Source organism: Pseudomonas sp. NUPR-002 (assembly GCF_056322725.1).
Genome location: NZ_CM150476.1, coordinates 163014 through 182945 on the forward strand (window position 1 = coordinate 163014; position 19932 = coordinate 182945).

Below are 19932 nucleotides of genomic sequence, written 5' to 3' on the forward strand. Positions count from 1 at the left end.
GCTCCCACCGGGGGGAGTTAGTTGCAGTCGGAGGCGCTGGACACCTCTTGGCTGGCCTCTTTGAGGGCGGCGGCGACGGCGGCGGCATCGTTGGCGGTGTAAACCCGGCCACCGGTGTTTTCAGCCGCGCAATTGGAGCCGGTGCTTTTGCTGATGTTGACGATGTTGATCCGCAGTCGTGGCTGTTGCTCGGCAATCTGCTTGGACACAGCACACACACTGCGCCCACAGCTGTCGCTGCCATCGACGAACATCACGATTACACCATCACGGTCGCGGCCGTTCATCTGGCTGGCGGCGGCGTCAAGGCTGTCGCCCAGCGCCGTACCGCCGGAAGGCTGCAACTTGTTGATCTTGTCGATCAGGACGTTGCGTTGGCCGGGGTTGAATACGCCATGGTCCAGCGGTGCCCGGCAACCCTCGAAGGTGACCAGGCGCATGTCGATATCGTTGTCCAGGTTCTGAATGACTGAGCTCAGCGAGGTCTTGGCCACATCCATGCGCGAAATCCGCTGCGCGGCGTCGTACGGCAGGAACTCCTCCACCAGCGGCACCCTGCGCAGCAGCGTGATGTACCACTGCTCGTCTTCACGCTTGACCCGAATCCGCTCATCCATGGAGCCCGAGGTGTCGAGCACCACGGTAAATTCCGAGGCCTTGAATGCCCCGCCAGGGGTGCAGGCCTGTGGCCCAGCGGCTTGCCAGAGCTGACGCAGCGTCGGCCATAGCTGGTACAAACCGTATAGCAACGCGAGCAACAACAAGCCCAGCAGCCACGGCCACAGCACCAGCGGCCGACGTTGGCGCACCGGGCGTGGAGGAGGTGGCGGCGGGGCCGGTTTTGGAGCGGCTGGCGCTGCGACGGGAGGTGGCGCCTGCACAGGCGCTGGCTGACCCCAACGCACCACCAGTGGCTCACCGTTGATGCTGTACAGGTTGTTCAGGTCAGGGCTGCCAATCAGCTGGTTCAGCGCCTGCGCTGCCGCTGGCTGGCCACGTCGCTCCAGCTCCTGAGCAAGCTGCTGAACGGCGGCCTGGCGCTCTTCATAACGCTGCAGCAGTTGCGCCTGCTGTTCCCGCTCGAGGCTGGCATACAGGTGCGGCTGACCTTCCAGCGTTGACCACCACTCCAGCACACCATCACGGCCTTGGCGCGGAATGGCATACAGCTGGGCAATGCTCAGCGGAAAGTGCTGGCGAATCAGCGCCACCGTCTGCTCCAGCACCGAGGCCGCTTGCTGGTTCGCCTGTGTGTCGCGTAGTACTCGTTGCATTTGCCCGGCCCTTAGTCGCAGTTGGCTTTGCTGGACACGTCCTGGCTCGCCGCCTCAAGGGCCACGGCCAGCTGTGCAGCATCGTTGGCCGAGTAGACCTGCCCACCGGTACTGGTGGCGATGCAGTCAGCCAGGCTGTTGTTGCTGATGTTGATCAGGTTGACCTTCAGTCGCGGTTGCTCTTGGGCGATGCGTTGCGCCACTTCGCAGACGTTCTGGCCGCAGCCATCCGCGCCGTCGACGAACATCACGATCACGCCGTCGCGGTTGCGGCCATCCATGGCGCGGGCAGCCATGTCCAGGCTGGCGCTGAGCGCGGTGCCATCGTTGGCGACCAGGCCCTGGATACCCTGGATCAAGGCCGGGCGCTGGGCCAGGTTGAATACGCCGTGGTCCACCGGCGTGCGGCAGCCGTCGAAGGTGACGATGCGCATGTCGATGGCCGGGTGCAGGTCATTGACCATTTGCGTCAGCGACTGCTTGGCCACATCCATACGAATCGGGCCCTGCATGATCCGTTTCAGGCGCACAAGGTCAGGTGCCGGGTTGTCCTGGTTTTCGAAGAACCACTGCTCATCGTCCAGCGTCGCTGCGACGTTGAGCTGCATGGAACCTGAGGTATCGAGCACCACCGACAGTTCTGGCGGCTGTACGGTAGGGCTCTTGATGCAGGCAAACGGCTTGGTCGGCGCCGGCTCGCCTTCGAACCAGCGCGCCAGGTACGGCCAGCCGAACCACAAGGCAGCCAACAGGGCCAGCAAGGCCAGTAGCGGCAGCAGGAACCACGGTAGCCAGATCCAGCGGCGGCGCACCGGGGCAACGGGCGGAGGCGGCGCAGGCGGTGGTGCAGGCGCCACGACCGGCTCGCCCCAACGCACCAGCAGCGGCTGGCCGTTGACGCTGTAGAGGTTATCCAGGTTGGCCGGGCCAATCAGGCGCCGCAAATTCAACGCCTCGCCCGACAAGCCACGCTGCTCCAGCTCGGCGGCCAGTTGCCGAATGGCGTCCTGACGCTGCTCGTAGACGTTCAGCAAACCCGCTTGCTGGTCAGCGTTGAGCTCGCGGTACAACCGTGGCTGGCCTTCAAGCTCGGTCCACCACTCACGCACGCCATCCTTGCCGCTGCGCGGAACGGCATACAGCTGGGCGACGCTGGGAGGGAAGTGCTTGGTGATGATCGCGATTGTCTGGACGAGATCGGCCAGGCCCGAATGGTCTGGCCCGGCATCACGGGTAACCCGCTGCATGATGGAATCCTGAAAAAGATCGGCAGCCGAAGCTGCCGAAGGGGCTTACTCGTAACCCAAGCTCAACTGCAGGCGGCTGACCTGCTGCTGGAGGGCTTTAAGCTCTTGTTTACGGGCTTCAAGCTGGGCGCTGCTGGCATTTTTTGCCGGTGCGCTCTGGCTGGCCTTGAGCTGTTTTTCCAACCCGGCGATCTGCTGTTGCACATCGCTTTTATTGCCGTGGCGGGCCTTGAGGGTGCTCAACAAACCGTTGAGCGACTTCTCCAGGCTCGCCTGCTGGCGCTGCTGGGTGGCCAGGTCCTGACGGGTCGAGGCTTGCAGCGCGCTGAGCTCGTCGAACACCTGGTTGAACTGGCGGTTCTGCTCACGGGCGGCGATCAGCTCTTGCTCGCTGTTGCGCACGCCCTCGGCGTAGCCGCCACCGTAATCACAGTTGAGCTTGCTGATCAGGCTGGCGCTGCTGTCCGAGGCGCTGCATTGCGAGGCAGTGGTGGCGCAGCCCGCCAGGGTGCTGAGCAGCAAGGCGCCAAGGCCGATTCGTAGCAACATGACTTATCCTCAGCCCAGAGTGATTGCCGAACGCTGGTTGTAGAGGCCATCGACCTCTTGCTGCAGCGACGCGACCTTGGTGTTCATTTTGGAAATCTCGGCCTCGACCTTCGCCACTTCAGCCGGGCTGGAACCGCTTTCACGCTCAAGCTTGGCGACGCCTTGGAACTCGGTGATGCGCTTTTGCATGTTGGTCACGTCTTTGCGCATCAGGTCGAGGTTCTTGTCGATGCTGGCGATGTTTTCCTTAGCCTTGGCCTTGTCGACGGTCTTGGCTTTGATGTCGCGCTGAATGTCGGCGATCTGCTGCTTGTCGTCGTTGATCACGCGCTGCAGGGTGGTGGTGCGCTCGGCGACTTTGGCGGTTTCTTTCTGCACGTCCGCGCTCATCACATTGAGGCGCTGAGTGGTGTCGGCGTATTTGGCGCGACGATCATCCAGGTAGTAGTTGGCGCCCATTGCCACGCCACAGGCGGCCAGGCCGGCAGCAACGGCGCAGACCGCCTTGTTGCTCGAGTTGGACAGGGTGCAGGCCAGCACGCCACCGGCAGCGGCAACCGCGCACGCCTGATAACCCGAGGTGCTGAAGAACTTGGCGTCGTTACCCGAGGTCAGGCGCGGGTCAGCGGTGCCTGGGCTGTTGTCGCCGAGCAGCGAACTGCCGGTGCTGGCGCAACCGCTGAGCACCAGGCTGGCCGCCATCATCAAACCGATCCACACCCGGGCAATACCTGGTTTTTTGCTGTTCACGTTAGCTTTCCTTGTTCGCGGTTAATTATGAGTTACGGCCTTGCAGCTCTTGAGCCAGGCGTTGATGTCGATCTTCTGGGTCTTGAGGAACGCTGCCTGGTTGCTCCAGTGGGTGCGCAGGTAAGGCGTCAATTCGGCAAGGTTCTTGTTCGCCGTCAGCACCCCTTCGAGCACCGGGATCTGCGCTTCGAGCAGCGGCTGGCCATAGAGCGAGGCCGAGTCCACCAGCGAGCTGGCGTAGTAACGGCTGAGCTTGTGCAGGCGGTCGTCTTGCTCGTCCAGTTTGGTTTTGCGCATGCCGCAGGTCGGGTCTTCCTCACCGGCCTTGCAGTTGGCGGCATAGTTTTTCTGCAGGAAGTCCAGGTACTGGCCGTCATCGAGCATCTTGGTGCACAGGAACGCACCGAGGTTGAGGCTGGCGCGGATCGCCTGGTCACGGGCTTCCTGCTGTTGCTGGTTGCTCGCGCGCAGTTGGTTTTCCACGCTTTTGAGCTGGTCTTTCAGGCCTTGGTCTTCAACGCTGGAGGCCAGGTCTTCAAGGGCTTTGACGGTGCCTTTGTCTTTCGGGTTGGCCGACGGCTGATCGTTGCCCAGCTTGCTCCAGCTCTTCTCGATGCTGCTGACGCGCTCACGCGAAGTCAGGGTCGGCGACACCAGCGCCAGGCGCACACCGTTGGTTTTTTTCGTCACCGGGCCCTCGCCGTTGTAGTACGGCTCTTCCTGGCGAAGCGCTGTGCGCAACTGGCCTTCGGCGGTCAGGTAGTTGCCGCCGCGCACCACATAGCCACCGGCCTGACCGTGCTGACGGTCGAGTTTGTTCAGGCGGAAGGGTTCGAACATCATCTCGCTGGCGTTGCCGAGCATGTCGTGCAGGCCCAGCGGGTTAGGCTTGAGCAGGCCGCTGAGCTGCAACTTGCCGTTGGCCGACTGCGCGCCCGCGTACCATTCATAGCTGTTCAGGCCTTCAGGCATGGGGTAACGGCCGTCACGGAATTCAGCCGTGCTGACCTGCAGACCACCACGGGCAGCAAACTCCCACTCGGTTTCGGTAGGCAGGCGCAGGAAGCCCTGGGCGCCGTCTTCGCTCGGTAGCTTGGCCGCAGCGTTGGCGCGCAGCCAGCGGTTGTATTTGTCGGCGGCCTGCAGGGCATCCAGCCAACTGACCGACACCACCGGCAAGCGCAGTTTGTTCGACGGCGTCGGGCAGGTTTCGCTGGTCAGGGCCTGGTACTGCAGCTGGGTCATCTCGTACTTGGCCATCAGGTAGTAACGCGACTTGTCACCCTTGGCGCTGGTGAAGCTGCCGGAGATGAAGGCGGGGCGGGTCTGTTCGACATAGCCCCACTCGGCGCTGTCCTGGCCGATGTTGATCGGGAAGTCGTCCAGCGGCCCGGCCAGCGGGATCAACACCTTGCGAAACACCATCGAGCCTTCGCACGGCATTGGCAGCACCACGTCATCGGCCTCTGGCATCGGGTTGTAGTGCTTTTCTTCCCAGGCAGCGGCTGAAGCGTTAAGCAGGTAGCCGAAACTCAGAGGTACAAACATCAGACGGCAGCAGGCTTTAAAGCTCACGCAAACTCTCCGCAGGTTGAATTCGAATCGCACGCAGGGCACCGATCAGGGCGACCAGGGCAGCGACCAGGAAGGCCAGGAACAAGGCCACCAGGCCATGCCAGACAGTGATGTGACAAACAAAGGTGCCGGTGGCCTGACTGCTGCCGAGCAAGTAATCGAACAGCAGGCTGCCGACGAAGTAACTGCCCAGCCCACCGAGGTAACCCACCGCACTCAGCAGCAATGCCTGCAGCACCACGTAGCCCGCCACTGCCGCACTGCCAAAGCCCAGCAGGCGCAGCACCGCCAGGTTGCGGCGTTTACGGTCGATGTTGGCGAGGAAGGCACCCACCAGCGAGGCGATGCAGCCGATCAGTGCGGCACCGGCAATCACGCTGAAGATCAGCCCCAACACGTGGTTGATGGCCTTGACGCTGTCGATCTCGGCCAGGCGGCTGCTGGTCTCGATGCGTTGTTCGTTGAGCCAGCGTTCCAACGGCTCGACGCTGTCGATATCGCGGGCATAGAGGCGGGCGCGGGCATAGCCGACGTTCACCCCGTCCAGGGTTTTGCCCGTCACACCGCCCAGCGCCGCGACCTGATAGCCATCGCGGTAATACTCAAGTTCAAGCAGCAGCTCGGGGCTGACAAACGCCGCCGGGCGGGCGAAGCGCGCAGGCTCCAGCACTGCCTGCACTTGCAGAGTCCGTTCCCCGCGCTCATTCACGCCGTCCATACGCCGGGCCACGCGCAGACGCACGCTGTCGCTGGCTTTGGCGCTCAGGCGCTCGGCGGCGCGCGCGCTGAGAATCACCTGATCACCCTGCAGGGCACTCAGGGGCGAGTTGAGCAACGGGTCGTTGGCCTGGGTTGGAATCACTTCGACGTTGTCAGCGAAGCGGCCACGCTCGCCGAGCAGGTCCGCCTGGGTGTTCAGCGAGCGGGTCTGGCCGATGGCGAAACCTACTTGCGGTTGTTGGCGTAGGGCTTCAATCCATTGGCGGTCATAGTGACCGCTGCTGAGCATTTTGATTTCAAGGTTGCGCGGGTCGCTCAACAGTTCGTTCTGCAACTGGCTGACCACGCCATGCTTGAGACCGAACAACAGCAGCAGCGGGGCAATCACCGCCACCAGCGACGCGGCCATGCACAGGGTGACCTTGCGGTCGTGCCAGAGGTCGGCCAGCGACAGCTGCAGGAGTAATCCGAGACGCTTATGCCAGGGCTTCAAAGCGCGTCTCTCCTTCACCGTTGACCGCGCCCAGGCGTGGCAAGCCGAAACTGTCGATCAGCGCCCAGTCGTGCGATACCACCAAAGCGCTGAGGCCCAGCTCGCTGACCAGATTGAGCAACAGCTCGAACAAACGCCGGGCGTTGAGCGGGTCGAGGGCTGCGGTGGGTTCATCGGCGAGCAGCAGGCGTGGCTCATGGGCAATCGCCCGAACGCAGGCCACGCGCTGACGCTCACCAATCGACAGCGCCTGGGGCAACTTGTCGAGCAGCGGGGCAAGGCGCAACACATCGATGGCTGTGCCTACTGCGTCACTGCGGCCGGAAAGGCCGAGCATGCGGCGTGGCAAGTTGATGTTCTCGCGCACCGTGAGATACGGCAGCAGACCACCGTTCTGCAGCACGAAACCCAACTGCTGCGAACGCACAGCAGCCAATTCTGCCTCACGCTCAGCGGCCAGCAACCGCGCTACGTCCAGCGCCTCTGGCCCCAGTTGGTAGCGCTCCAGCGCCTGCGGCGCCAGCAACAGGCCGATGGCTTCGAGCAGGGTGCTTTTGCCGCAGCCGCTTTCGCCGGTGATCGCGCAGATCTCTCCTTGGCGCAGCTGCAGCGAGTCCAGCCGTACCTGGTGGGCTTGCGGGCCTTGCCCGCGCACCACCAGCAGTCCTTTGATATCCAGCATGGGGCTTAGGGCATCATCTCAAGCGGAACGGGATACACGTTGTCACGGCTGTCGCTGCCTGGCGCCAGTGCTACCCAGCGGTCCACATCAGCGTTGTAGCGCTGGTAGTGGCGCAGCTTGGTGCTCAGGTTGCGGATGAATTTCTCCTGCGCCAGGCCGTCCAGGCCTTTCCAGGTTTCTTCATCGAGGTTGAGCACCTCGCTCTGGTACGGCAGGTCTTCCAGGTACTCACCCAGCACGCCGAGGTCGGCAACACGGGTGGTCGAACCTTGCTTGAGCTGGTTCGGGTCAGCACCCATGGTGGCGGCGACCGAACGCAGGCGGGTGAACATCTCGCTTGGCGAAATCATGCCTTCGTTGGCCGCATCGACAATCTGCTTGAGCACATCGCTCAGGTCACTGAGCTGGGCCTTGGTCAGCAACACCCGCACATCGGTAGTCGGCAGGTTCTGCTTGATCAGGTCACGGTCGCTGATCCACGCCTGGAACACCGGTGGTGCCTGGGTGCCAGTGGTTTTGCCGAGATAAGCCAGTTGCATGGCGTGGCCGATCAGCGCGGCGTCTTCCAGCATCTTCTTCTCGGCCGGATCGACCTTGGCGTTGGTGGCGCTGCCGATTGCATCTTCACCCAGGTACGCGGATTTCACCTGTTGGGTGATGGCCGCAGCCAGGCCATCGACCTTGCGGCCGAAGGCTTCGACGTCACCGGCATTGACCGGGTAGTACAGCGAGGTATTGGTGCCGGGGTAGTTCGACAGGGCCCGGTACTGAGCTTCGGCGTGGCTGTGGTTCTTCGCGCCTTTCGGGGTTTTCAGGTGCAGGGTGTAGAGCGCGACGCCAGGGTTGCTGGCCTCGATCTTGACCTGCTCGGCGCCAAGGCCGGTGCCCGACAGCTTGTCGGTGCCGTCGATGGCACCGGCGTCGGTGATCAGCACCACGTACCGGGCGCCAAATTGGCTCCAGTCCACCTTGTCCACCGCGTGCATGACACCGGCATAGGCGTCTTCATCGAAGGTGCTGCTGGAGACTTTGGCCTGTTTGAGGTCAGCGACCTTGGCCATGAAGTCGGCACCGTCTTTGACCGTGTTGGGGTCGGCGTACATCTTGCTGACGTACTCCAGCCCAGGCACGGCCTTGGTGCTGGAACGGTAGGCAACCAGACCGAACTTGACCTGCTGACCGAGGTTTTCCTTCTCGATCTGCTCGTACACGCGCTTGATCGCTTCGCGGGTACGGTCGATGTATGGGTCCATGGAGATGGTCGAGTCGATGACGAACACCACCGCGGCACTGAACGCCTTCATCTGCGTCTTGGCTGCAGCAGGGGTGCTCGCAGACGCCGCAGCGGCATTGGCAGCATCCGCTTTGCTCACCGAGGCGACGTTGAGAATACGGGTACGGAAACCCTCTTCCGTCATCACTTCTTCGCCGCTCAGCACGGGCAGTAGGTAGAAGTTCTTCTGCATATCGACGAAGAACTCCGGCTCCTGGGCCAGAACGCCAGGGGCTTCGCTGCCTTGCTTGAGTTTGGCCCGCAGTGGCGCCACCTGGCTGACCGGATCCGGCGCGTCAAGGATGCCTTCGAGCTGGCTGCGCTCCTTGAAGAACATCAGGCGGTCGCGGTTGGCCGGGTTGGTGAAGGCCAGGGTCAGCTGCATCTTCCATTCAACGGTGCAGTCGCCGGGTAACCAGCCGATGCTCTTGCCTTGCGTGTCCGGGCCAACGCGCAGCCATTCCTGGGCACCCACCGTGCTGCGCTCGTACACATAGAAGCGGCTGAACGCGGGTTGGGCAGTACCGGCCGCATCACCGGCGGCGGTGCCGAGTTTGCAGCTTGGAGTGGTCAGTACACGCTGGAACAGGGTTTTCTTGCCAGCCTGCAGCAGCGGCTGGTCGGCCGCTTGCAGCAACGGGCTCAGGCTCATGGCCAACAGGGCAGCGGCTACGCCGCGCAGTTGCAGGCTCATGGCTTGAGTTCCTCAAAGCGCTGTTTGGCATCGGCGTTGTTTTCGTCGAAACCCAAAATGGTCTCGTACCAGTACGCTGCAGTCGCGTTGTCAGGCGTTTTGAAGCATTCGCTTGGCTGGTGGTACTTAGGGTCGTACTCGTGGGCGTAAGCGGTGGCGATCTGAATGTCGCCGCTCTGCGCACGGTTGGCGTACAGACGCTGAGCAACCGCACACTGGTTATTGGCCTTGGCCAGGTTGATCACTTCCAGCAGGGCAGCACTGCCCGGCGCTTTCTGGATGCAACCTTGCACGAATGCCAGTTCTGGCTGGCTCTTCATGCTTTCCAGTGTGCAAGGCGCTGCTGCATCGGCGACCGGCTCGGTGGTGGGTGCAGGCGCGGGTAGCGGCTCATCGACCACTGCAGGTTTAGGTTGTTGCATAAACCACCAGGCACCGCCAGCAATCGCCAGCAGCACGAGCAACAGCAGCAACGGCAGCAGCCAGCGGTTTTTCTTCGCGGGCGCTGCCGGTGGTGGGGTCAGCGGTGGTTCGGGAATCGGCTCTGGCGCGGGCTCAGCAACGACCGGTGCTTCAACCACGGGAGCGGGTGGTTCAGCAACGACCACTGGCTCAGGAATCTGCACCGGCGGTGCAACCGGTGCTGGCGCAGGCTCAGGCTTTTTCGCACCGGTGGAGGCAATCGAGGCGAGCAGGTGCTTGTCCAGACGCACCATGGTCGCTTCACTCTGGCCCAGCCCCGGGTTGTTCAGGGTGATGCGGAAGTTGGCAGTGCCACTGGCGGCCAGCAGCGGGTCGATCAGATCAGGACCGACCAGCACCTGCAGCGCATCGGCACCCTCTGCCGGCGCCAGGCCGATCAGCGGGAAACCGTGGGCGACGTTGGTCCACTGCTTGCCGGGGTGCAGAAAGTCACGGGTCTGGCTGCTTTGTACCGAATACTCAAGCCCCGCGCTGGCGCCCGTCCAGCCAGTAATCCGCAACCACCCCTGACCCGGGGTGTTATCGATCAATGGCAGTACATCAACTCTGATACCCATGCACTCAACTCGCTTCGAATGTGTTCAGCAGGACCGCCAACTGGCGGCGCTGCTCGGTAGTAATTTCCGGGTCGGCGCCGCTCTTGGCGTTTTCCTGGGTCAGCCAGGCCAGGCCCGATAACCAATCCACCTGATAACGCTGTTCCTGGTGCGACGGCTGCTCTGGCAGCTGCGGCAGTTCGCCCGACGGCACCGAACGATAGAAGCTGAATACCGGTGCACGGTCGCCCAGCAGGCTGTGCGGGCGCTCGGCCTCCGGCTTGGCCAGCAGGCCGAACCAGGAAAGGAAGTCGCGCATTAGCAACTGCACCGACAGCACCTGGCGCTGCACGGTCTGATCGCGATGCAGGCCACCTTGCACCCGGCGGGTGACCGCCTGATCCAGGTCGGCCATGAAGGCCTTGTTGCGCACGGCGCTGATCAACTCTTCGGTGAGGGCATCAACGATGTCTTTGTTCAGGCGCAGGCTGTTGAGCAGCAGGGTGCGTGTGCCCAGGTCGCGCATGTGCTTGATCCAGGCTTTGAGCGCAGCGCGGGCGAAGCGCTGTTCTGGGGTCAGGCGCTGTGCCAGCGGTTTTTTCACCGCCGGGGCAGGCTCCGCTGCAGAACTGGCGAACAGGTTGCCGAAGTTCAGCGCTGGCGCCTGGTTGGCCGGTGCCCGCACGTTCTGCTCAGGCTCGGCCTCGGCTTCAGCGTCCAGCCCGTCGATGTGGTACACGCCACTCAGGTACAGGTCGCGCAGCTCTTCCACCGGCAATTGCAGCTCATGGATCAGGTTGGCGATGACATCCGGGTCGGCGCCCAGGTTGTCGAGCAGGTACTGGGTTTTCTGACGTTTCTTGTTCAGCAGTTGTTCGAAATCTTCTTCACGCCACACATGCAGGCCATGCTCCAGCAGATCGGCGCGGCACTGGTGCAGCTGTTCTTCGATACGGGTCAGCTTGAAGTCGATGTTGGCGACACCCTTGAAGCTGCTGCTGAAGCGAGTGATACCGCCGTCATTGAGCTCCAGCATGGCTTGCCAGGCATCTTGCGGGTCTTTCACGTGGCGCTGCACCGAAGGGCTGGCAGCAAAGCACTGCTTGAGCTGGCCCAAACGCTGCACATGGCGGTCGGTGAATTCGTTTTCTTCGCCGCTGCTGCCATCGCGTTCGATGAACGCGGTGTCCAGGCGCGGCTTGCGCACCAGGTAGGTGTTGTTGAACGGGTCGTTCGACCAGTTCTTCATCCACTCCATGGCACCGAAGCGCTCGATCATGGTCAGCTTCATCATGTTCTCGCAGCCCTCAGGCAGTTGCCCTTCGCTCAGGCCGAGGGTGTTGCTGATGAAACCGTCGAGCATGGTCAATGCCCAGATCAGGCCCGGGGTGCGCTGACCGCGCTCTTGCGGGGTGGCGCCCTGGGTTTTGTGAATCCAGCGGGTCAGCACCGGCCCGACGCTGACCACTTCGCTCTGCTTGAACGAGCTGGTGCACAGCACCAGGGCGTTCATTTGCTGCGCGTCGGTGTAGCGTTCGAACAGGTAAGCGACCTTGCCCCGCAGAATCAGGGTCGAGACCGGGTTGATCTCTTCAACCGCGTTCGGGTCGGCGGCGTCTTCGATGCGCAGCAGCTTCTGCCGGGTGCGGTAGCCGGGGAAGTCGAGCAAATCGACTTCTTCCACCACAGGGTCTTTCGGCGTGTTGCTCAGGCGGAAGGTCATCTCGGCGGTCAGCGCGGCCAGCTGGGCAACGGTCAGGCCGGTGCTGGCCTGTGCCTTGCCTTCGCGAACCGGCAGCACGTTGACCGGCAAATCACGGCCAGTGCCCAGACGTCCGAGGATGTCGACGTTCATGATGCTGTTGGCTTGGGTGTAAACGCCGTTTTCGTCTTTGACCAGAACGCTCAACGGTGCGAAGACGGTGTCCGGGTAGCCCATTTTCTGCAGGCCACCGACCAACTGCTCGTACACCTCGGTCAGGCCGTCCTGCTCGCCCCAGAGAATCGAGAACAGCTTGGCGCGCTGGCGGTAGTTCAGGCGCGGGGCCAGTTTCATCACCCGCGGCCAGTACACTTCGGAGAGCTTGCGCACCGACTTCTCGTAGTTGCCTTTGAGGTAGTCCCACAGGGCAACGACGTCATCGGCGCTGACGCCGGGCTGCAGGTTCTCGACTTCGCGGCCTTCGAACGCGGCGAGTACCGCCTGGATGCGCTCGTCGGTGAACGAATAGTCGAGCTTCTCCTGGTCGAAGTCTTCAAACCAGGCGTTGGACAGGATCTTCGCCACTTCGATTTCGCTGAACAGCTTCAGCTCTACCGGGAAGTTGGCGTCCGGGCTTGGTTGCGCCCAGCGGCTGAAGCGAGTAACCAGGCCGGTGGCTTCTTTGCCCAGACCGGTCGGGTTGACGTGCTCGATGAAGTCGAGGGTCTTGCCGCCGAAATCGGTTTCCAGACGGCCACTGGTGTCGGCCGCCAGGGCGGAAATCAGGTACGACTTACCGGCCTGCGACAGGCCGAAGAAGCCAATTACCATCGGCGTCGCAGCAGCGCGCTGCAGATCGCGGGCACGGTTGCGGGCGCGGTGCAGGCGCAGGTTCAGACCATCGGCTTCGGCCTCGACACTGGCCGCGTTGCCACGGACCTGTTCGATCCACTGCAGGGCCTGGTCGGCGCCTTTGTGAACGGCGCTCCAAGCGCCCACCAGTTGTTGCTGCTTTGGCGTTAGATTGCTCATTTTCCTTTGACGTTCCCGCTGTCGAGCCAATAGTCACTGTCACTCAGGTTGCCGGTCGGCATGGTGTTGAGTGAGAGCTCAAGATCCCGTTCGAAGTCGAAGTCGGCATCCTGAATGTTCGATTTCAGATCCGAGATAATCAGCTTGTCGCTGATCAGCCCCTGCTCGAGCAGAATGTCCGATGGCTCATCGACGGCCAGTCGAATGCGCAGCACCGGCGCTTCACCGCCCTTGCCGATCGACTGCGAGAAGTTACGCTGCCCTTGCGGGGTGAAACGCAGGGTGTAGAGCGGCGAGGCCGACCAGCGCTCGGCGGCCAGTTGGCGGTAGCCGAGGTGCATGTCGCCACGCATTTCCAGCCACGGCGTACCACGCTCTTCGCCTTCACCCACGATTGGCAGCTGGATGCGGCCCTTGTCGGAGGTCAGGTTGTGGTACAGCACGTCACCATGCTTGATGGTCCCGGCGTTATCGATCTGACCGAAGTGCTTGATGATCGAGTACGGCTTGAGCATTGCGGTGCGGAAGTAGAAGTTCGGCACGCTGTGCTTGGCGCACAGCAGGCAGATCATCGCACCGACCGAGGCGGTACTTTTCGGGTCGTCGATCAGGCCGTTCTTGTGGAACGGGTACCAGCCACCGGTGCGGTAGTTTTGCAGCGGCAGAATGCGTCCTGGCGGCAATGGCAGGCGCTGGCGGATGAACGCCTGAATGCCTGGCAGGCGCGACGGACGCCCGGTCAGCAGCAGAGCGTCACAGGAATAATGCGAGATCACTTCGCACAGTTCGCTGAGCACTTTGGTGATGTTGATCTGGCCACCGACAAACGCCAGGTGAACTTGCTCCAGGTCCAGCGTCAGCGGCGTGCTCAGCAGGTCCAGGGTGCCATCGCGTCCGACGTCACGGCGCACCGCAGCGTTGACGAACTCCAGCACACTGTCGTTGACCGAGGCATCGCCCAGCAGCTCGCGCCAGCTCTGCTCAACCACCTCCTGCGGCGTTTCCGGGTCGTATTGCTCATAAGCCTTGAGCACCGCCAGGCCCAGCGGTACGAACACCTGCAGGTTCAGCTGCTGGCGCAATACGCGCTCTTGCGCACTGGCTTCGCCGTTACCGCACAGGCGCGACATCAGCGCATCCGGGGCATACACACCGGCGTCCTGCAGCGCGCGCTTGAACGACGGCAGAATGAATTCGCGGATCACATCCAGCAGGATGTCGTCACCGGCCACTTTGAAACCGTCGCGGAAGCGTTGCTCAGGGACGATGTGCACGTTGGCACCATTGCCGCCGTTGGCACCGCGATCCAGGCGGTAGTCGGTGATGACCAGGTCGGTGGTACCGCCACCGATATCAATGGTGGCCAGGGTGATCTGCTCGGCTTCGGTCTTGTCCGGGCGTGCCAGCGTGGCAAAGAACTCTTCCGGGTGACCGGCGAAGTTTTCGCTGATTTCGTTGTACAGGTACACCAACTGGCCGCAGCTGGCTTCGTCCCAGTCCACGCGGATGCTTGGCAACGGGGTACGTGGTTTGACGGTCTTGTCTTTGAACGGGTTGCTGTCGCCTTCATGCCAGCCCAGGCTTTTCCACACCAGGCCGACGGCTTCGAACATGCGATTGCTGAGAATGCTGCGCTCGGCCTGCGGCATGCCTGGCGGTACAGTCAGGGTGATGCTGTTGAGCAGGCGCGGAGTGCGCGCGCGGCCTTGGCGCGAACGTTGCGCCGGGCTGTTGATCTGCGACAGCGCCTGAGTCACCACTTCAGCGAGCATGAAGGTCATCAGGTTGCTGCGCGAATACAGCGACGAGAACGCCGACATATCGTTTTTCGGCGGCAGGTACAGCGCTTGGCCGAGGTCGTTGATCAGCGACGAGAACGGCGCGGCAATCGCTTCCGGTTCATCGCTGACCTTCTTGTTCGAAGTGTTGAAGCGCCAACCGTGGGCGTAGGCTTTCTCGTCCCACAAGTAACGTTTCGGGCTCGACAAGCCGGTGGAGCCTTCGGTGCCACGGCGACGACTGGCCAGACGCCCGGCTTCACCACCGACGCGGGCCAGGGTCGGCCACTGGAAGGCATCGTGACGACCACTCTGGCTCGACCACTGATCGCTACCAAAGGCGGCCTTGCTGAACTCGACCCGGCTTTCGAACGCCTGGTTGTAGATCTGGTGCGGCTCGCTCAGGTCGCGCAGCTCCAGCACATAGTTGTTGAGCATGCCAGCGCCGGCCTGGCCGTGGTCTTCGATGAGAATGCCGCAGGTGCGCGAGTTGCCGACGTCCAGTACCAGATCAACCTTGATCGGCTGCACAACGCCTTGGGCGTCGTTGGCCACCACCTTGATTTCCGGGATCTCGACCTTGGGCTTCTCGGTGCTTTGCTCGGCTGGCACCGGGCGGCGCAGCAGGCTCAGCAGGTTGAGGTAGTGCGCGATGTGACGGTTGCCTTGCAGGTCACGGTCCAGACGCTCACGGGTCCACTCGGCGCGGGCCTCGGTGTACAGCTCGGTCAGCCATTCGCGGATCCAGTTGTTGGTCAGGAACCAACCGTATTCGCGCGCGCTGCAAGCCAGCTTGAAGGCGACACCGGAGCGCACGTCTTCTTCACTTGGGGCCAGGTAGGCGGCGCCGTCGACACTCTTCATGATGCGGCAGTCGAAGGCGATGGTCAGACGGTGGGTATTGCCGTCGATATCGGCTTCCGGCAGCTTGACCAGACGCATGCGCGACCAGTTGTTCGGGCCTTCGTCGTAACGGTGCGGCGGCATGTAGCGCAGGAACGGAATCGGCAGCCAGACGCCATCGAACAGCTTCAGGCTTTCTTCCATGCCCAGGCGGAAGTGGTTGTCTTCGGTGGAGTCGAACTCGACCTGAACCATTTTGTCGGGCTCAGGTTCGTAGAAGTCCTTGTACTCCTTGGACCACAACAGGCGAGTCGGGACCATACCGTTGTTGAGCTGAACGAACTTGCCGGCCTGCTCATCGGGGCCCAGGCGCAGGGCGAAGTCCATGAACTGGATGCCGCTATCGCTGACCAGCGTGACCGTTTCTTCAAACTGAGTGATTTCAGGCAACATCTTCTGCGCTTCTCGTGTTATTGGCCGGCTTGATTCATCAGCATCTTGAACTCGTCTGCGCCGTAGTTACCGGAGCAGTCGGCGATGCTTTGAGCGCCTGGTGTGCAATTCACTTGGGGGAGTTCGTAGCTGCTGCCATCGGCACAGGCTGCCTGGCCGTCGTTGGTGATCGACAGCGTGCCGCCATTCATGGCTGCCGCCACTGGCGCCTTGCAGCTCACGCCATCGGAGCGGCTGACCGTGGCCTGGCCTTTGCCATTCTGGAAGTCGTACTTCAGGCGCAGCGGCTTGCCGGTGCCCACTTCCTGAATACCGGCACCGTTGTAGTTGCCGTTGAGGAAGTCGGCGGCGCCATTGCCGACATTCGGCGGAATGGTCAGCCCTGAGGTTTGTGACGGCGGTACTGGCTGCTCTACTGGCAGCTCAGGCGGGGCAGGTGGCTGCTGGTCAGCCGGAATTTCCGGTGGCGTTGGCTGCTGATCGGCAGGCGGTTGCTCAGCAGCGGGTTCGCCGTTGTTCGCCTCAGGTGCCTGAGGTGGCTCGCTGACCGGTGCGCCAGAGTTGCCCGCCTCTGGGGCGCCGGAAGGAGTGGGCACGTTGCCGCCAGTTGGCAGCGTCGCGCCAGCGCCGTTGTTTGTACCGACAGGCTGGCCCGTGGTTACAGGCAGGCCGTTGCCTGTAGGCAGGGTGGTTGTCGGCAGGCTTGGATCTACGTGGATATCCGGCTTGTTGAAATCGCCGAGCGGCAAACCGCCCAGGCCCATGCCCGGCCAGCAACTGCGCAGCCCGAACAGCAACAGGGCAAGCAGCAACAGCAAGGCCAGCAGCCACAACAAGTACCGCCACCACGGGCGTTTGACGACTTCGGTGACCACCGGGGCCGGCTGTGGAGGCGGTGCAATCGGCGCGACCGGCGCTACCGGTGCAGGTGCAACAGGCTCGGCGACTTTCGGGGTGGTGGGGTACAGGCAATGCAGTGGTTGACGGCTGCGCTCGGCACCGGCGTGGATAAAGCCCCAGAAGGTCAGGACTGGTTTGCCGTCGACCAGGTACACATAGTTTTCATCGGGGAACGGCACCACACAGGTCAGCAGCTTGCCGAACACCGTGCGATCGCCTTGCGCGCCGGGCTTGCTGCCGGGCAGTGGCTGGCCGTTGGCGTCGAGACCGAGAAACTCGTTGCTCAGGTCGTTGATTCGGCTTTGCAGCACTTCCAGCTGCGCGCGTGCGGGCGCACGTTCTTCTTCGGTCGCGCTGCTCCAGGGAATCACATCACCCAGGCGGTCGCTGTACCAATCGATTTTGCTGCCCAGCTCATCGGTTTGCGGAATGGCCAGGTGCTCGACCAGCCCCGGATGGTCGGGGTTTTTCCGTCGAATAGCTTCACGAAGCTGCAATGCAGCCCGGTAAACCGGCTGACCGGTTTCCCCCAGCGCAGTGAATTGTTCACTTTTGCCGCTGCGTAGCAGTACTCCGCGCATCCTTGATCTACCTTCTGCTCTTCCGATAAGCAACGGGCGGCTCTAAATAGAGACGCCCGAAATGTCGTGCAACACTAACGGCATGAGCAGAAGTCGTCAATTCAAACGGATGGCAATTTGCTATTGGTCAGACAGCGCCGCCTGTGGGAGCGGGCTTGCCCCGCGAAACAATGTGCCAGACAGCCCGCAATCGCGGGTCAAGCCCGCTCCCACAGAGTGCCCGCATGGCCCATTTTCAGCCCCGGTAGGAGCGGGCTTGCCCCGCGAAGCAATGTGCCAGACAGCCCGTAATCGCGGGTCAAGCCCGCTCCCACAGAATGCCCGCATGGCCCATTTCCGACCCCGGTAGGAGCGGGCTTGCCCCGCGAAGCAATGTGCCTGACAGTCCGCATTCGCGGGTCAAGCCCGCTCCCACCGGAGGTTGCTAGCTGTTCATCTGAACCATGGCCCGTTCTTCTATGCCCTCCAGCAACGCCTCAACCAACCCCTTGGCCATCTCTACCGAATGAAGGGTCGACCACAAGAAATTCTTGCTGTCTGGATGGATGTCATCGAACGCTTTGTAGCCAGTGTCGTAAGCACAGCTCAGATATAAAGAGGCATGCACCAGCGCATCATGGGCAGCGATCCCGGAGCAAACGGAAAACAGAGGAGAGTGCCCGGCCGGGCAACAGCCGAAGACGGTGTGTGCGGTGGTTGTAGATGCTTCAAGCGGTGGGTCGGGAACTATTTTTTTCATGTCGGCGATCCATTGTTGGGCTGACACCGTCATTCGTTACCACACGAATGGGTGGCAGCTGTACGCGGGGTGGTAAACCGGGGGATCGTCCAAACCCGGCAGGCCCGAAAGCCTCCCGCGCACAGCCGCCATAGGCTGTATAGGATGATCCTCACTCCGGGTTACCACACCCGATCACCGAGTTTTCGGTGACGAGTAGGAGCCTAGAAGTAAGTATTCCCAGGGACAAGCAGATGGGGATCGACAGACTCGGTAGGGTATTTCCTAGGACGTTACATCGGCCAGTATTTTCGGAAGATCGACATAAAATCTGACATTCTTCACCCCGCTAACTGCCTGTAAACTCCGCAAAGCACCGCCGTAGGCGGCTTGTTCATTGATGACGCGTTGAGAGGATAGAGAATGAGTCTCTGGGATGACCTGAAAAAGAAAGCCGTCGACGCCAACCCCGAATTGGCTGCCAAAGCGGCCCAGGCATTGACCAAAGCCAAGGAACTGGCAGTTGAGGCTGGCCAGAAGGCTGCGCCGGTACTCAAGGAAGCGAGCGAGAAAGCCGCCGCCTACGCCAATGAAAAGACCCCAATCCTCAAAGCCCAGGCTCTCAAGGCCATCGAAGACGCCAAGGTGCGCCGCGCCGAGCTCAAGGAGCGCGCCAAGCACGACAAGGCCGCGCGCGATGAAATGATCCGCACCATGTACGACATCAGCCTGTCAGCCGAAGACCCGAACTTCATCGATGAGCCGTTCAACCACTTCGACCGTCAGCTGTGTTTCTTCATCTTCAGCGGTGAGGTGCTCGACAGCCAGAAGCGCAACCAAACGCACTTGAGTGCCAGTCATTCACACAGCTCCGGTGGCGGTTACATTGCCAATGGTTACGGCTCGATTGGTGGTAGCTCGTCGTCGATGCACGTCAGCAGTCACAATGTGCAGGAGCACGAGTTCTGGGTGCGTTTGGACAATGGCAAAGAAGCGTGCTTTCAGTTTTCCAACAGCAACGTGCGCATTCGTGAAGGGCAGTACATCAGCATGGTGTTCGCGCGCCCGGCCGACAGCCAGAACGGAAGAATGGTTACACTTTACAACCACAACGCCGAGGCCAGTTACAACATCGCCTCACCGGCTACGATCAACCAGATGTTCAACCTGTACACGGTAGAGCCTGGGCTGTTCAACAAAACCGAAGTGACCACCACCCGCAATCGTCTGCTGCAGGAGCTGGATAAACGCTTGGGGCAGTTGGCGCGCTACTCGGCGATCCACGGCAAAGCGCCAGTGCAAGGCCAGCTGGAATAGGCTTTCGGTGGGTGGGGGATGCAGTCTTGCACCACCTGTGGGAGCGGGCTTGCCCCGCGATGGCGGTGTGTCAGCCAACATCGCATCGCGGGGCAAGTCGGGTCGCCGCACCGCCGCTCCCACAGGATGATCAAGACAGTTGCTCCCACGGAGCAAGGCATAAAAAAAGGCCCAGGTTTTCACCTGGGCCTTTTCATCTATATGGCGCACTCGGCGGGATTCGAACCCACGACCCCTGCCTTCGGAGGGCAGTACTCTATCCAGCTGAGCTACGAGTGCAACGCGGGCGCCATGATACCCATCTAGACTGACGGCGTCCATCGCCACAAATG

The 19932-nt window shown here is 62.0% G+C and carries 14 protein-coding genes and 1 tRNA gene; 1 reads left to right on the plus strand and 14 read right to left on the minus strand.

Features of this window, described 5'->3' with window-relative positions:
- Window positions 1-17: 17 nt before the first annotated feature.
- From ACVWSC_RS00710 to ACVWSC_RS00770, 13 genes are all read right to left on the minus strand, one after another.
- Entirely contained in the window at window positions 18-1274 is a 1257-nt protein-coding gene (locus ACVWSC_RS00710; RefSeq protein ID WP_442111314.1) for a VWA domain-containing protein, read from the minus strand.
- A gap of 11 nt (window positions 1275-1285) precedes the next feature.
- Window positions 1286-2521 (minus strand): VWA domain-containing protein, encoded by a 1236-nt coding sequence (locus ACVWSC_RS00715; protein ID WP_442111316.1) that lies wholly within the window; start codon window positions 2519-2521, stop codon window positions 1286-1288.
- Between the two features lie 45 nt (window positions 2522-2566).
- Window positions 2567-3070, minus strand: a complete 504-nt coding sequence (locus ACVWSC_RS00720) for a hypothetical protein (RefSeq protein WP_442111318.1) — start codon at window positions 3068-3070, stop codon at window positions 2567-2569.
- A 9-nt stretch (window positions 3071-3079) separates the two neighbouring features.
- On the minus strand, window positions 3080-3820 hold the full coding sequence (locus ACVWSC_RS00725; RefSeq protein WP_442111320.1) for a hypothetical protein: 741 nt from the start codon (window positions 3818-3820) through the stop codon (window positions 3080-3082).
- Between the two features lie 21 nt (window positions 3821-3841).
- On the minus strand, window positions 3842-5368 hold the full coding sequence (locus tag ACVWSC_RS00730) for a formylglycine-generating enzyme family protein (RefSeq protein WP_442111322.1): 1527 nt from the start codon (window positions 5366-5368) through the stop codon (window positions 3842-3844).
- Between the two features lie 16 nt (window positions 5369-5384).
- The gene (locus tag ACVWSC_RS00735) at window positions 5385-6608 is read right to left on the minus strand and encodes an ABC transporter permease (protein WP_442111324.1); all 1224 of its coding nucleotides are present in this window, start codon (window positions 6606-6608) and stop codon (window positions 5385-5387) included.
- On the minus strand, window positions 6592-7290 hold the full coding sequence (locus ACVWSC_RS00740; RefSeq protein WP_442111326.1) for an ABC transporter ATP-binding protein: 699 nt from the start codon (window positions 7288-7290) through the stop codon (window positions 6592-6594). The genes ACVWSC_RS00735 and ACVWSC_RS00740 overlap by 17 nt, the downstream gene beginning before the upstream one ends.
- A 5-nt stretch (window positions 7291-7295) precedes the next feature.
- Window positions 7296-9215 (minus strand): vWA domain-containing protein, encoded by a 1920-nt coding sequence (locus ACVWSC_RS00745; protein WP_442114237.1) that lies wholly within the window; start codon window positions 9213-9215, stop codon window positions 7296-7298.
- A gap of 38 nt (window positions 9216-9253) precedes the next feature.
- A complete protein-coding gene (locus tag ACVWSC_RS00750; RefSeq protein WP_442111328.1) occupies window positions 9254-10297 on the minus strand; it encodes a hypothetical protein in 1044 nt (347 codons plus the stop codon).
- 4 nt (window positions 10298-10301) lie between these two features.
- Complete coding sequence (locus ACVWSC_RS00755) at window positions 10302-13010, minus strand: putative virulence factor (protein ID WP_442111330.1); 2709 nt, start codon at window positions 13008-13010, stop codon at window positions 10302-10304.
- Window positions 13007-16084, minus strand: coding sequence for a virulence factor SrfB (locus ACVWSC_RS00760; RefSeq protein WP_442111332.1), 3078 nt, complete (start codon window positions 16082-16084; stop codon window positions 13007-13009). Before ACVWSC_RS00760 ends, ACVWSC_RS00755 begins: the two co-directional genes overlap by 4 nt.
- 17 nt (window positions 16085-16101) lie before the next feature.
- Window positions 16102-17565 carry an SrfA family protein gene (locus tag ACVWSC_RS00765; RefSeq protein ID WP_442111334.1) on the minus strand — a complete coding sequence of 488 codons (1464 nt, stop codon included), beginning with the start codon at window positions 17563-17565 and terminating at the stop codon, window positions 16102-16104.
- Between the two features lie 424 nt (window positions 17566-17989).
- Window positions 17990-18304, minus strand: a complete 315-nt coding sequence (locus ACVWSC_RS00770; RefSeq protein WP_442111336.1) for a DUF3077 domain-containing protein — start codon at window positions 18302-18304, stop codon at window positions 17990-17992.
- Between the two features lie 402 nt (window positions 18305-18706).
- Between ACVWSC_RS00770 and ACVWSC_RS00775 the strand changes: the two genes are divergently transcribed.
- Complete coding sequence (locus tag ACVWSC_RS00775) at window positions 18707-19600, plus strand: hypothetical protein (RefSeq protein ID WP_442111337.1); 894 nt, start codon at window positions 18707-18709, stop codon at window positions 19598-19600.
- Window positions 19601-19802: 202 nt separating this feature from the next.
- On the opposite strand, the gene ACVWSC_RS00780 is transcribed toward ACVWSC_RS00775, so the two are convergent.
- Window positions 19803-19879, minus strand: a tRNA-Arg gene (locus tag ACVWSC_RS00780).
- Window positions 19880-19932 lie beyond the last annotated feature (53 nt).